This is a genomic window from Limosilactobacillus urinaemulieris (assembly GCF_014838745.1).
GTDB classification, from domain to species: domain Bacteria; phylum Bacillota; class Bacilli; order Lactobacillales; family Lactobacillaceae; genus Limosilactobacillus; species Limosilactobacillus urinaemulieris.
This window is the reverse complement of the sequence record NZ_JABUXR010000005.1, coordinates 73,516-86,446: the sequence shown is the minus strand read 5'-3', so window position 1 is coordinate 86,446 and position 12,931 is coordinate 73,516. Positions and strand designations below refer to the sequence as shown.

Sequence of the window (12,931 nt, the reverse complement as noted above, 5' to 3'; positions counted from 1 at the left end):
TTGTAACATTGATAAAACAACAATGCATCATTTATGCATTAATTTTCCTAAGTAAAAAACGGTAATGGTGTTATTAGCCATTACCGAAAATTAGTTTCTATCATTTTATTGAAATGGGTTGCTAAAGACAACAAACTCCCTCCCAGATGCTCTCAGCATCCAGTCGGGAGAAATTGTTGTCTTACAGGACTTTTTAACCCTGCTCACGCTCTTCTTAATACCAACCATTTGCCATCCAGTGTTGCTGAGCAGCAGTCCAAGAACCATAACGACTAGCTACATATTGATCTGCAACTCGTTCTTGGTTAGCTGCTGAGTAATCACCATTAAGGTATGATGCTGAAAGTTGATACTTCCCAATGTATTGTCCATTAGTAGCACCATAATTTCCACCAGATTCGCGATTAGCAATCCAAGCCTTTGCGGCTGCTTCTGAGCCACTTACAGTACTTGTTGACGCCTGTTGACTAGTAGTATTGTTACTATTTTGGGTAGTTGTTTGAGATGATGCGGGCTGAATTTCACCATCGCTCTTGATAATTAAGCGTTGGCCAACATAGATCTTGTTAATATCTTTAATACTGTTCTTTTGAGCAATTTCATTAACAAGGCTATTGTTCTTATTAAACTTATAAGAAATGCTTGAAAGCGTGTCACCACTCTTAACAGTGTAAACTGTATCGGCATTAACAGCAGCTTGAGTAGCTGCAACACCGAAGACAATTGCACCAACAGAAGCAGTTAATTTTGCAAGCTTTTTCTTAGAAACCATAAATTCAATACCATCCTTTTTTATTATTCCGATTCAACGCTTCTTATACTACACGATGAATATTACTACCAGATAACAGCGATTTATCGTTTAACAGATTATTGCGAAGTGTTTGTAAAGCTACTGAAATATTAATTGTAAATAATCGCACATTTATAAAAATTGACGTGCTAAAGACTATCATAATGGGATTTAATAATTTCTTTGGTTGTCCTAACTTCTTTATATGACAATAAAAAAAGTTGTTAAATTAAGGGCAATTTCCACTAAAATCGTCTAATTTAACAACTTTATTGACTAATTTTCTGTTTTTTTATTACAGTAATGTTGCAAAATATTGCTCACAGTAGCTTGCAACCCCATCTTCATCATTCGAATCCGTGATTGCTGTAGCAGCCCGCTTAACTTCAGGAAGACCATTTGCCATGACAATTCCTTGGGCAGCTGCTTGAATCATTTCCAGATCATTATCAGCATCACCAAAACTCATCAAGTTACTAAAGTCTAAGTTAAAGTGCTGTAAAAGCGCCTGTAAGCCAACCATTTTATTAACCTTTGGGGGCAAAAATTCCATAATCATTGGCTGAGATTGAACTGCATGATACTTCTCCTTAAGTTCAGCAGGAAGATTCTGAATGATCGGGGTTAATTTCTCAGCGGGAATCGCCATAACCGCCTTGCTGTAAGTTGTTTCTTCCAGTTCGGTACTCTTCGTATCACGAAATTCAATGTTCTTTAAGACTGTCTTATAAATTGAACGAGGTTGGTCGCTTAGTTCATAAACGCGATCATAGTCTAAAATATCAAGGGGAATGTTTTCCTGCTTAACAAACTTTAGCAGTGGTTGAAGATCATTCCTAGTCATCCCTAATTCAAAAAGGTGTTCCTTAGAGACATTGTTAATCACTAATCCGCCATTAAATGTAATGGTATAATCATCCGGCTTTGTCAAGCCAAGCTGTTCAACCAGTGGCCAAATAGCATTAATTGGTCGACCAGTACATAAAACAACATGAATTCCTTGAGAATGAAGCCTTTTGAGAACCCGTTCATTACGAACACTAATTTCCTTATTACTGTTTAACAAAGTATTATCTAAGTCTAACGCAATTACTTTAATCATTTTTTCTCCTCGCTATAATTTGCCTGAACAATTTGCTTATTAAAATCTTCCAAAAGCTCTAACAGCTTAGCACCCCGATCCTTTCCGTAAACATCAAGCCAGTTTGAAAATCGTTTTAGCACAAGTGAACCAATATGTTGTTCGACCTGTTTTCCTCTAACGGTACTGATTAAGAACAACCGACGACGATCTTCAGGATCGGCCTCTTGTTGGATATAATTATGATTCAAGAGGGGCCGCAGTTGTCGTGAAATTGCACTTCTGGTTACTCCACGTTCATCAGCGATGTCCATTAATTTGATCTTTGGGTTATGAACAATCTTTTTTAAAATTAAATACTGTTCAAATGAGAGGGAATATTCTGCAGAAGGTTCTGAAATAAACGAGTCAAGGCCTTTCAATCCGGTCAAATATAGATCAATCGCTTTATCTAGTAACTTCTTATTATCATTCATTAACTATTCACCCCGTTGATCCTTCAAAATAGTTTTCGTAATTAATTTTGCATAATGGTTATTTCCCTGCTTATTCATGTGAACGCCATCTTTTGCAAACCAACCGGATTGACCATTGCTTGCGGTATACCAATCAACTAGGTGAACGTTATGGTGATCCTTTGCAATCTGCTGGATTTGGTTATTAACCTGTTGCTGCCAACTCTTTGATGGGATATGGGGAGTTACCCAGTAAACCTGCCGATCCTTCCCAATTGTCTTTAGAATATCGTCAATCGTTTTTTGATCCATGGCACCATTATTCCCTAAGTTCAAAATAACGATCTGGTTAAGATGCCCGCTCCCCTTTAACTGGCTAAGGACTTTAGGTGTTTGTGAACCCTGACGCCCCACCTTAGCATCAACATAGGCGTGTGGCATTAATTGTTGAAGACTATTAGAAGCATCAAGCATTACTGAATCACCAACCGCAGTGACCTTCAGTTTTTGTGCCTGCTTAATTTCAGTTTTACTTAGCTGGTACTCTTTTTGCACAGTGCTAATCTTAGCTGTTTCAACATTTTTCCCCTTACTAAGTTGCTTATTATGCTTTTCAGTTAATTGATCATTCTTTTCAATTTGTTTCTGAACCGTCGTCTTCTTTGGTTGAACATTAGGCTGACAGAGTCCGTAACCTGCTGTACCAGCAATTAACAAAACAATAATTGCCGTTGCTGCCTGTTGCCAATTATTAAACTTGATCTTTTGCCAATTAAAATCACTTAATCGACGCTTAGCAAGCGGTTGTTCAATCAACCGGTATGAACATTCACTAATAATCACAATTAACGCTAATTCCTCTATCCCACTAACAATTGGGTGTACGCCAACATTAATTGCACGCTCATAAAATATAAGAACAGGATACTGATAGACGTAAATTCCGTATGAACGCTGACCACACCAACTAAAGAACGGGTTAGTTAGCCACCGATTCATCTGACTCCCTGGGTGAAGGATCGTTGCTAGTAAAATAGTCCCGATTACACTATAAAGGAACATCCCCCCATGGTAAGTAAATGAAGATTGCCCATCTAGAGTTATAAAGCCATATAGGGTAATAACCAAAGCAGCGATTCCTAAACCATTTAATATCCGTGAATCAGCTGCAGCAACCTTTGTACTCAACCGGTCAAGCGGCCAAACCAGGCCAAGCCATGAACCAAGCAAAAGGGAAAATGCCCGCGTATCGGTTCCATAGTAAACACGATTGAGTGTCTCCGGATGATACAAGACAGCCATTTCAATTGCTGACAAGACTGCCAACGCTAAAACAAGGTACTGAACGATTGAACGTTTCTTGAACACCTTAAACAAGAGAAAAATAATAATCGGCCAAAGAACATAAAATTGCGCTTCAACTCCCAATGTCCACAGATGAGTAAATGGTGACTGATTGGCGAATTGATCAAAATACGATTGCCCATGGTAAATCTCCCACCAATTGTAAACCCACAAAATATTAGTAACAAAGATTTGCCGAATGTTATGCAATAACTCATGAGCAAACAGTGTAATGTACGCAATTGTTAATACTAACATCGTAATTAAAACTGGATAAAGGCGGTAAAAGCGTTTAGCATAAAAATGCCTTAACCCAAGTCCAGCACCACGTTCAAACTTTTTACTGAACTGGTAAGTAATAAAATAGCCTGAAATTAATAGGAATAGTGGAACACCGAGGAAACCACCCTTTAGCTGAGTTGGCAGTAGGTGGTAAATAATTACTCCCAAAACTGCAATTGTTCGTAACCCATCGATTCCTGTAACGTGGTGTGGCTGAGCTCGACTGCTCACTAGGCTTTCTTTTTTGTTCATTAACAGAACCCCCAAGAAATATCTTTTCTAATTATAGTGTCTTGGCAAATTGCTGTATAGCCTCTTTTAAAAGAAAATTTATTGGATAATAGTACCCTTAACTTTTTAGCCAATATGGTTTTCTTCCAATATATCATGAACAATTTTATCTGCTTCTGGCGTCCGTTTCCATTCATCCCAGTGATCCATCGACTCATCCTGCATTTGGTAATGAGTGTTGATGAAGTGTTCATACTTAATTACGTTTTGGGAATGAGGAATATTTAACTGCAGGATCCGAACCTCCTTGATAAAGCCACGTTCAGCAGCTAATTCAGCTCGCCCGTTTTGGACCATATTACCAATTTCATAGTAGCTAGTCCCATCATTCCGTGTAATTTGTTCAATCAAATCCAAGACTTCATGTTGTTCTTCCACAATCTTAACTCCCTTCATAATCTCCAATTTATTATAACGAGAAGCACAAAAAAAATCATCGTCAAAATTGGCGATGATTGGCATAAGAGAGAAAGAGAATTGATTAGAAGGTAATTACTTAAATACCTTACAGTTATTATGATAGCGATTTCATATATCGCTGTCAACAACTTTTTAGCGATTTTACTAAAAAGTGTCAAAGTATTTCTCCCCTAATACACAAAAAATCGCCAGTTGCTAACGTCTCTCACGTGCAACTGACGATTATTGATTAATTATTGAACAGTAACAGACTTTGCCAAGTTCCGTGGCTTATCAACATCCAGTCCCTTACCAAGACTAGTGTAGTATGCCAATAGTTGCGCTGGAACAACACTTAGAAGCGGACTAAGCAACTCATCAACATCTGGCAGAATAATATTATCATTATCCTTTGCCAAATGACGTGATACGATTGTCAGAGTATTAGCACCCCGCGCTTCAGTTTCTTCAAGGTTACTCCGCGTTAATCCAGCAGTCCGATCTTGAGTAATGATCCCAATAACTGGTGTTCCCTTTTCAATTAGGGCAATTGTCCCGTGCTTTAATTCACCTGAGGCAAATCCTTCAGCTTGGACATACGAAATTTCCTTTAGCTTAAGAGCTGCTTCAAGTGAAACTGACCAGTCGATTCCCCGACCAATGTAGAAAGCATTCCGTGGCTTTGAAAGGTACTTATCTGAAAGATCCTTCAAGATACTCTTACTATCAGTAATTGATTGCATTCCGTTGGCAACCAAACCTAATTGGTGCTTAACATCAAAGGCACCAGCAACCGGCTTATTCATGTATTCACCAAGAGCCTTAGCCAAAATTGCTTCAACGGCAATTTGTGCTGTGTAAGCCTTAGTTGAGGCAACAGCAATTTCTGGACCGGCATAAAGCAATTCGGTAAAGGTTGCTTCACGAGAAAGAGTTGACTTATCCACGTTGGTAATTGTAAGACTTGGCCAATTATTCTTATTAACGTTAACCAATACTTCACGACTATCAGCCGTTTCACCACTTTGACTCAAGAAGATAAAGAATGGCTTCTTAGAGAGTAATGGTTGCTCATAAGCAAATTCTGATGAAATGTGAACAGAGGTTGGGATTCCAACCAACTTTTCAAAAATCCGCGCGCCAATCAACCCGGCATGGTAACTGGTTCCAGCCCCAACGATGTAAAGGTGATCGGCTTCAGACATTGACTTTAATAGTTCTTCATCAATTGTTGGCTTGCCATCTTCATCAAAGTACTTTTGAACTAACTTCCGCATTACGGCTGGTTGTTCATCAACTTCTTTTAACATGTAGAATGGGTAAGCACCCTTGTCTGCCGCATTTGGATCCATATCAACAGTGAAAGTGTCACGGTGCTTTTCGTTACCGTCAAAGTCTTCAATCTCAATTGAATCCGGCTTAACGATAACTAATTCATGATCATCCAATTCCATAAATTGGTTAGTCTGCTTCAACATTGAAGTAGCGTCTGAACCGACCATATTGTAGCCGTCACCGATCCCAACCAGTAATGGACTCTTATTTTTAGCAACATAAAGGGTATCTGGTTCTTCCTTATCCATTAATACGAATGCGTATGAAGAATCAGGACTGATTAACTTCAAAACCTTTAGTAATGCATCCTTAGTTGAAAGCTGATCTTCAACAACAAACTTATCCACTAATTGAACAATTACTTCGGTATCAGTTTGGCTCTTAAAGTCAACGTCTGCCAAGTAATCTGCCTTTAATTGAGCATAGTTTTCGATTACCCCGTTGTGAACAAGGTAGAAGCGTTCGTCACTTGAATATTGAGGGTGAGCATTAGCTTCATTTGGTTCACCATGAGTAGCCCACCGAGTATGACCAATTCCTGACATTCCATGAACATCATCAGTCAATGCCTCTTCAAGGTTGCTAATCCGGCCAGCGCGCTTAACTAAATAATCATGGCCTTCGTTATCGTTAACGTAGACCCCGGCTGAATCATAGCCACGATATTCAAGGCGCTTCAAGCCATTAATTAAAATTGATAGACTGTCTTGACTCCCAGTCACTCCAACAATTCCACACATATTTAATACCATCCTTTTTAAAATTGGTATAGACACATACAATGTATCAAATCCATTAAATACACTTAGTATCATAATGCTTTCAACGGGCATTGTCAAACTAATCAACTTCAATTGGTCTAGGTAGAGTATTTGATAAGATAATCAAAAATAACCTAAGATTAGTTCAGAACTAATCTTAGGTTGTTTTCAATCATTTTTTATTTAACTTCTAATTCCTTACGAGCAACATCAGCAATCCGTTCAACATATTGGTGAACTAATTCTGGTGTAGCTGCTTCTGCCATAATCCGAAGCAATGGTTCTGTTCCACTAGGACGAACAAGAACTCGTCCATCACCGTTCATTTCACCTTCGACTTCTTCAATAATTGCCCGAAGCTTTTCGTTCTTCATTGCAGCAGCCTTATCAGCAACCTTAATGTTAACTAGCTCTTGCGGGTAATTTGTAACGTCACTTGCTAACTCCTTCAGTGACTTCCCCGTTTCCTTGATTACTGAAAGAAGCTGTAAAGCAGTCAGCATCCCATCACCAGTTGTATTGTAGTCCAAGAAGATAATGTGCCCCGACTGTTCACCACCCAGGTTATAGCCGTTCTTTAACATTTCCTCAACAACATACCGGTCACCGACCTTCGTCTTCACACTGGTCATATTATGACTTTCAAGCGCCTTGTACATCCCCAAGTTGCTCATTACGGTAGTAACGATTGTATCCTTCTTCAATAGACCTTTATCGTCCATGTATTTTCCACAAATGTACATAATTTTGTCACCATTAACAATGTTTCCTTCATTATCAACGGCAATACAACGGTCACCATCACCATCAAAAGCAATCCCAAGATCAGCCTTATTTTCGACAACAGCTTTTTGCAGCCCTTCAGGATGGGTTGAACCACAATTAAGATTAGTGTTCAGGCCATTTGGTTGAGCGTTAATTGGAACAAAGTCAACATTCATGTCGGCAAAAAGGTTAGAAACAAATCCTGAAGTTGCACCATTAGCGGCATCAACAACTACCTTTAACCCTGAAAGATCAGTTGAAACTGTTTGTTCAAGGAATGAAGTATATTTCAAAGCACCTTCATGATAGTCAGCAACAGTTCCTAATCCTTCATCAGATGGTCGTGGCAATGTATCTTCCTCAGCATCTAATAGCTGCTCAATTTCATATTCCAAATCATCTGATAGTTTAAAGCCGTCTCCACCAAAATATTTAATACCGTTATACTTGATCGGATTATGGCTTGCAGTAATCATTACACCGGCATCAGCTTCTTGAGCACGAACAAGATAAGCAACCCCTGGAGTAGTAACAACCCCTAATCGTAAAACTTCAATTCCAACCGAGAGCAACCCGGCAACCAACGCATTTTCTAACATTTGACCAGAAATTCGGGTGTCACGTGAGACAAGAACTTGCGGTTGCTTTCGTTCAGAGTGCCGAGTAAGGACGTAGCCACCAGCACGACCAACCCGAAAGGCCAATTCAGGACTTAAATCTTGGTTTGCAACACCACGAACACCATCAGTACCAAAATATTTTAATTTCATTATTTTTTCTCCTCTTAACTAAAATCTACTCATTTGAACTTACTTGTGCGCTACTACTCGATGAACTACTTTCACTTGAACTTACACGACTAGAACGATTACTACTTGAACTTGACTGCGCATTATCATTATCGCTTGCTGAGCTGCTAGTATTACTGCTCTCACCATGAATTGGAATCGTCACGTTAGTTGTGTTTGGTTCAATTACAACGTTAAGGGTTTGTCCATTTTTATCCACCGCTTGCAGGGTTACTAATCGATGAATATCGGAAGTTGCCTTGGTCGGCATTGCAACAAATGCAAGAACCCGATCAACCTTGTTGACTTCTTCGCGGGAACCAGATATTTGGACATGATCAATATCAGTCCGTGGCGTTCCTACCTGATAATTATTGCTTAATGAATGAGAACTTAGCCGGACAGTAATCTTTTTAGTAATTGTCTTCCGCGGTTGAATATTAACCGTTACATACTGTGGCTTTACCGTTGCGTGAAGCTCAGAGTTCAAGCCGCTAGTTTTAACCTTCACCCGGTGTTTTCCTACGCCAACGTTAGTCAGGTCAATATAAGCCTTAAAGTTTTGCGTATTTGAAGTTGTTGTTACCAACGCTGAAGGACCATTTACGGTTACCCGAACGGTCTTAGGATAACCGCTAACAACGTAATTATTATCGGTTGTAATGTCAAGTGGCATCTTAATAACCGCAGTTTTATTAGACATCAAAGCGCTTATCTGGTCATGCTGCCTTGTATTCTGTCTTAAAAAGCCATTACTACCATTATTAACGTAGAAAAAGAGGAAGAGGGCCAGAACAAGAGAAGTAATTCGCAAGAACCACTTGTTATTAAAAAATTCCCAGTTATTCATTGCTGCCACCTCCCCGACGACCGAAGAAGGAGAATAGTTTTGTAAAGAAGTTATTATCCTTCCCGGTTGTTTGGCTGTATAGTTGGGCCCGCAAGAACTTCAAGTAATCATTTCGTGACATATTACGAATTAACTCATTATCCTTCGTAATTGAAACCTCACCAGTTTCTTCAGAAATAACGATTGTTAATGCATCGGTAACTTCACTAATTCCAACGGCAGCCCGGTGTCTGGTCCCTAATTCTTTAGGAATTAATTTACTGTCAGATAGGGGTAAATATGCCGCCGCAACTGAGATCCGATTATTTTTAATGATTACCGCGCCATCATGAAGCGGTGTATTAGGAATGAACGTGTTAATTAGCAATGCACCCGAAATATCTGCATCTAACGGAATCCCGGTTTCAATGTATTCTTCCAAGCCCGTCTTCATTTCAATACTAATCAGAGCTCCGATCCGTCGTTTTGACATATATTGGATTGCCTGATCTAATTGCTTAATCGTCTCTTCTTCAGTTTCATTAGCCGTTTGATTGTGGGTAAAGAACGTCCCTCGTCCTAGGTGTTCCAGTCCCCGACGAATTTCTGGCTGGAAAATGATCACAATGGCGATTACACCCCAATTAATGATCTGATCCATTACCCAAGAAACTGTACTTAAACCAATGTACCAACTGACTACCTTCACCAGAATAATAATCAGAATTCCCCGGAATAATTGGACAGCCCGAGTACCACGAATTAATAATAATAATTCGTAGATTAAAAACCAAATTACTAAGATATCAATTAGATGGATCAGGTTTTGCCAAGTAAACAGCGCCGAAATAAACTGCATAACTTTTCTCACCATCCTCTAAATTACCATAACATTATATCATTTTATCCCAGAAAGAACTGTACTTCATTAAAATTCTGGTATCTACGATAAAGTCTGGTATTCTGAACTATGAAATACTTATTTACGGAAGGAACCCGATTAGATGTTTAAATTAACTAAGCAATGGCAAATTCGTTTTTTCTTCTGGATTGCAATTGCCCTCCTGAAAATTTTTATGCCAAAGCCGTTTAATTTTATGGCTTTTAACGTTTTCTTGGCTTATATTCCAGTTGAAATTGGCTTTCAACTCCCCCGTTTTAATGATCGACGGGCGTTAGCTTTCTGGGGGTGCCTCATTATTTGGTTACTGTTTTACCCAAATACCCCTTACGTCATGACTGACCTTTTTCATCTCTCCTGGCTTAGCCCCCATACTAGCATCAACGGGCTCCTAAAATCAGATCCCCATATTTGGTTAATTTTTGCCATAATGGTTCTGTGTGCAATCAGCTGTCTCTTCTTCGGCCTTTTGTCATTGGATCAAGTTAGTCACCAACTCACTGAATTAATTTGCCCCCATCATCCCAAAATCAAATTTTGGTGGATCATTTTCTTCTCATTCATCTCAAGCATTGGAATTTACATTGGCCGTTTTCTTCGTCTTCATTCTATCTATCTTTTCTTTACCCCCAGCTGGTTTTTCCGTCAGTTATTGTCTATCTGGTCCATCAATATGCTTAAATTCACTCTAATCCTTACCTGTTTGCAGATTCTTTCCTACTGGATCCTTAAAACAGTTCAAAACACAAAATACAAGGGGGGGTAATAGTTTAGTTATACAAAAGGGTAAGCGGATAAGAAAACCAAGAGAAGTTTTCTTATCCGCTTACCCTTTTTACTTCTAACCCTAACAAACTAATCCCGACCAATAATCCGGACTTCTGTTTCTAATGAAACGCCAAATTTATCCTTAACGACTTTTTGAACGTGATGAATAACGTTTAGGTAATCAGTGGCCGTTCCATTATCAATATTAACAATAAAGCCAGCATGTTTCTTTGATACTTGTGCACCACCGGAAGTATACCCCTGTAAGCCAGCATCATGAATTAGTTTTCCAGCAAAATATCCTGTTGGGCGCTTGAAGACACTTCCACAAGACGGCAACTCCAACGGTTGTTTAGCGGCACGTCGAGCATTCAGTTCATCCATTTGAGCGGTAATCTTTTCCTTGTCACCAGGCTTTAGCTCAAACGTTGCTTCAAGAACGATCCCATGATTATCTTGAACGCTACTATGACGATAACCAAAGTCGAGTTCCTCATTGGTTAATTCCTTAATTTCGCCAGTTGGTAGCATAATGGTAGCTGATTTAACCGCAAATTTGGTTTCCCCGCCATATGCACCAGCATTCATAAAAACTGCACCACCGATGCTTCCAGGAATTCCGGCAGCAAATTCCAAACCAGTTAAACTATGATCCCGCGCAACTTGAGTGGTCTTAATATAGGTTGCCCCTGCTTGAGCCATCACGTTATTACCTTCAACTTTAATTTGGTTCATGCCAGTCACAATTACTACTAACCCCGCAATTCCGCCATCACGAACAATTAAGTTACTGGCGTTGCCAATTACGGTTAATGGCATATCATTTTTCTTAACAAACTTTACCAATTGCTGAACTTGTTCAACATTTTCTGGGAAAGCCAACCAATCTGCTTCTCCTCCAGTATGAGTAAAAGTATACTTGGATAGTGGTTCCTGCTTTTTAATATTGATTTCGGGAAATTCTTGAATTAAATTAACTACCATAGTCTTGTCGTCCTTTATTTTAATCTAAGTATTATTGTACCATGTTTAATCACTAATCTTTTGGCAGAGGAAACGAATTACTGGTAAAATTGAAGTCATTAACCATCCCTGACGAAAGGAGGTCTTGCTTCATGAACTTTGTTGCAATGGACTTTGAAACAGCAAACGGTAAACGATACAGCGCCTGTTCTCTAGCACTGACAATTGTTCGGGATAACAAGATTGCTGATGAATTTTATACTTTAATTAATCCCCAAACTGATTTTTTCTGGCGGAACGTGCAGATCCACGGAATTCATGAAGAGGATGTTCAAGATGCGCCAACATTCCCCGAGGTTTGGCAACACATTAAACAGTTCTACCGACCAGAACAACTTGTAATTGCCCATAATAATAGTTTTGATAATAGTGTCCTGAAGAATACCCTTCTTCATTATGGTATTCAACCACCGACCTTCCAAACTCTTGACACCGTGAAAAGCAGTCGCCAACTAATCCCCGGGCTTGACAATTATCGGTTAAATACTGTTTGTGATGCCTTACAGATTGATTTACATCACCATCACAATGCTCTTGATGATGCTCAAGCCTGTGCCAACATTCTTTTATATGAAGCCCAACACTTTGGCGGAGAACAGCTTCGCCCATTTATCAACTTTTATAATTAAAGGAGAACTCAATTTATGGATAACGAAACAGTCAAGCTACTAGGCGGTAGTTTAACCCTAACCCAATTAAACGCCATTTTTCAAACCATTCCCGAAGAATTTGACTTTATTGATGAACATGACATTGTTCGCTGGTCTTCAGCAAATAAGCACCGGCTCTTCAAGAGAACTGATGACGATCTTGGGAAGTACGTCTTAGAGGTTCATCCTGGTCATAGCCAAGAACGGGTAAAACAAGTCTTACAGCAAATGCACGATGGTAAACGTGGTGTTTTAAGCCTGATCATTCACTACCACGATAAGCCAATTAACATTGCCTTCTATTCACTTCATGATAATAACGGTAAATATATCGGCTGTGTTGAAGTGACCCAGGATGTTTCAGGACATCAAGAAAAAGGTGCCTGGTTACATAACATTAAGCAAGTCCTATTCAAACATAAATAATCAACAACGGCTCCTGACATTCGTAACTCTGAATGCCAGG

Annotated in this window: 13 protein-coding genes; 3 read left to right on the top strand and 10 right to left on the bottom strand. The window is 39.3% G+C overall.

Features of this window, described 5'->3' with window-relative positions:
* Positions 1 to 214: 214 nt before the first annotated feature.
* From apf to cdaA, 9 genes are all read right to left on the bottom strand, one after another.
* Complete coding sequence (gene apf / locus HUK45_RS03855; RefSeq protein WP_191911171.1) at positions 215 to 772, bottom strand: aggregation-promoting factor; 558 nt, start codon at positions 770 to 772, stop codon at positions 215 to 217.
* A 316-nt stretch (positions 773 to 1,088) separates the two neighbouring features.
* Positions 1,089 to 1,895 carry a Cof-type HAD-IIB family hydrolase gene (locus HUK45_RS03850; RefSeq protein ID WP_191911170.1) on the bottom strand — a complete coding sequence of 269 codons (807 nt, stop codon included), beginning with the start codon at positions 1,893 to 1,895 and terminating at the stop codon, positions 1,089 to 1,091.
* Entirely contained in the window at positions 1,892 to 2,350 is a 459-nt protein-coding gene (locus tag HUK45_RS03845) for a MarR family winged helix-turn-helix transcriptional regulator (RefSeq protein WP_191911169.1), read from the bottom strand. The genes HUK45_RS03850 and HUK45_RS03845 overlap by 4 nt, the downstream gene beginning before the upstream one ends.
* 3 nt (positions 2,351 to 2,353) lie before the next feature.
* Complete coding sequence (locus HUK45_RS03840) at positions 2,354 to 4,207, bottom strand: acyltransferase family protein (RefSeq protein WP_191911168.1); 1,854 nt, start codon at positions 4,205 to 4,207, stop codon at positions 2,354 to 2,356.
* Between the two features lie 105 nt (positions 4,208 to 4,312).
* Positions 4,313 to 4,624: a hypothetical protein gene (locus tag HUK45_RS03835; RefSeq protein WP_102169171.1), complete on the bottom strand. Its 312-nt coding sequence runs from the start codon at positions 4,622 to 4,624 to the stop codon at positions 4,313 to 4,315.
* A 275-nt stretch (positions 4,625 to 4,899) separates the two neighbouring features.
* Positions 4,900 to 6,720 carry a glutamine--fructose-6-phosphate transaminase (isomerizing) gene (gene glmS, locus HUK45_RS03830; RefSeq protein ID WP_191911167.1) on the bottom strand — a complete coding sequence of 607 codons (1,821 nt, stop codon included), beginning with the start codon at positions 6,718 to 6,720 and terminating at the stop codon, positions 4,900 to 4,902.
* A 200-nt stretch (positions 6,721 to 6,920) separates the two neighbouring features.
* Positions 6,921 to 8,276, bottom strand: coding sequence for a phosphoglucosamine mutase (gene glmM, locus HUK45_RS03825; protein ID WP_191911166.1), 1,356 nt, complete (start codon positions 8,274 to 8,276; stop codon positions 6,921 to 6,923).
* 25 nt (positions 8,277 to 8,301) lie between these two features.
* Positions 8,302 to 9,144, bottom strand: a complete 843-nt coding sequence (locus HUK45_RS03820) for a CdaR family protein (RefSeq protein ID WP_191911165.1) — start codon at positions 9,142 to 9,144, stop codon at positions 8,302 to 8,304.
* Positions 9,137 to 9,982, bottom strand: coding sequence for a diadenylate cyclase CdaA (gene cdaA, locus HUK45_RS03815; protein ID WP_102169175.1), 846 nt, complete (start codon positions 9,980 to 9,982; stop codon positions 9,137 to 9,139). The genes HUK45_RS03820 and cdaA overlap by 8 nt, the downstream gene beginning before the upstream one ends.
* Before the next feature lie 145 nt (positions 9,983 to 10,127).
* On the opposite strand from cdaA, the gene HUK45_RS03810 reads away from it, so the two are divergent.
* Positions 10,128 to 10,790 carry a DUF1361 domain-containing protein gene (locus HUK45_RS03810; protein ID WP_191911164.1) on the top strand — a complete coding sequence of 221 codons (663 nt, stop codon included), beginning with the start codon at positions 10,128 to 10,130 and terminating at the stop codon, positions 10,788 to 10,790.
* A gap of 89 nt (positions 10,791 to 10,879) precedes the next feature.
* Here the strand turns inward: HUK45_RS03810 and murB are convergent, their stop codons facing one another.
* Positions 10,880 to 11,776, bottom strand: a complete 897-nt coding sequence (gene murB, locus HUK45_RS03805; protein WP_191911163.1) for a UDP-N-acetylmuramate dehydrogenase — start codon at positions 11,774 to 11,776, stop codon at positions 10,880 to 10,882.
* Between the two features lie 131 nt (positions 11,777 to 11,907).
* On the opposite strand from murB, the gene HUK45_RS03800 reads away from it, so the two are divergent.
* Both HUK45_RS03800 and HUK45_RS03795 read left to right on the top strand, forming a co-directional pair.
* Positions 11,908 to 12,444 carry a 3'-5' exonuclease gene (locus HUK45_RS03800; protein WP_191911162.1) on the top strand — a complete coding sequence of 179 codons (537 nt, stop codon included), beginning with the start codon at positions 11,908 to 11,910 and terminating at the stop codon, positions 12,442 to 12,444.
* A gap of 15 nt (positions 12,445 to 12,459) precedes the next feature.
* A complete protein-coding gene (locus HUK45_RS03795; RefSeq protein WP_191911161.1) occupies positions 12,460 to 12,891 on the top strand; it encodes a PAS domain-containing protein in 432 nt (143 codons plus the stop codon).
* Positions 12,892 to 12,931 lie beyond the last annotated feature (40 nt).

Excerpts from the sequence above, each read along its gene's own strand:
- cdaA (WP_102169175.1), bottom strand. The coding sequence starts at position 9,982 with ATGCAGTTTATTTCGGCGCTGTTTACTTGGCAAAACCTGATCCATCTA.
- glmS (WP_191911167.1), bottom strand. The coding sequence starts at position 6,720 with ATGTGTGGAATTGTTGGAGTGACTGGGAGTCAAGACAGTCTATCAATT.
- HUK45_RS03845 (WP_191911169.1), bottom strand. The coding sequence starts at position 2,350 with ATGAATGATAATAAGAAGTTACTAGATAAAGCGATTGATCTATATTTG.
- glmM (WP_191911166.1), bottom strand. The coding sequence starts at position 8,276 with ATGAAATTAAAATATTTTGGTACTGATGGTGTTCGTGGTGTTGCAAAC.
- HUK45_RS03840 (WP_191911168.1), bottom strand. The coding sequence starts at position 4,207 with ATGAACAAAAAAGAAAGCCTAGTGAGCAGTCGAGCTCAGCCACACCAC.
- apf (WP_191911171.1), bottom strand. The coding sequence starts at position 772 with ATGGTTTCTAAGAAAAAGCTTGCAAAATTAACTGCTTCTGTTGGTGCA.
- HUK45_RS03810 (WP_191911164.1), top strand. The coding sequence starts at position 10,128 with ATGTTTAAATTAACTAAGCAATGGCAAATTCGTTTTTTCTTCTGGATT.
- HUK45_RS03800 (WP_191911162.1), top strand. The coding sequence starts at position 11,908 with ATGAACTTTGTTGCAATGGACTTTGAAACAGCAAACGGTAAACGATAC.
- HUK45_RS03850 (WP_191911170.1), bottom strand. The coding sequence starts at position 1,895 with ATGATTAAAGTAATTGCGTTAGACTTAGATAATACTTTGTTAAACAGT.
- HUK45_RS03820 (WP_191911165.1), bottom strand. The coding sequence starts at position 9,144 with ATGAATAACTGGGAATTTTTTAATAACAAGTGGTTCTTGCGAATTACT.
- HUK45_RS03795 (WP_191911161.1), top strand. The coding sequence starts at position 12,460 with ATGGATAACGAAACAGTCAAGCTACTAGGCGGTAGTTTAACCCTAACC.
- murB (WP_191911163.1), bottom strand. The coding sequence starts at position 11,776 with ATGGTAGTTAATTTAATTCAAGAATTTCCCGAAATCAATATTAAAAAG.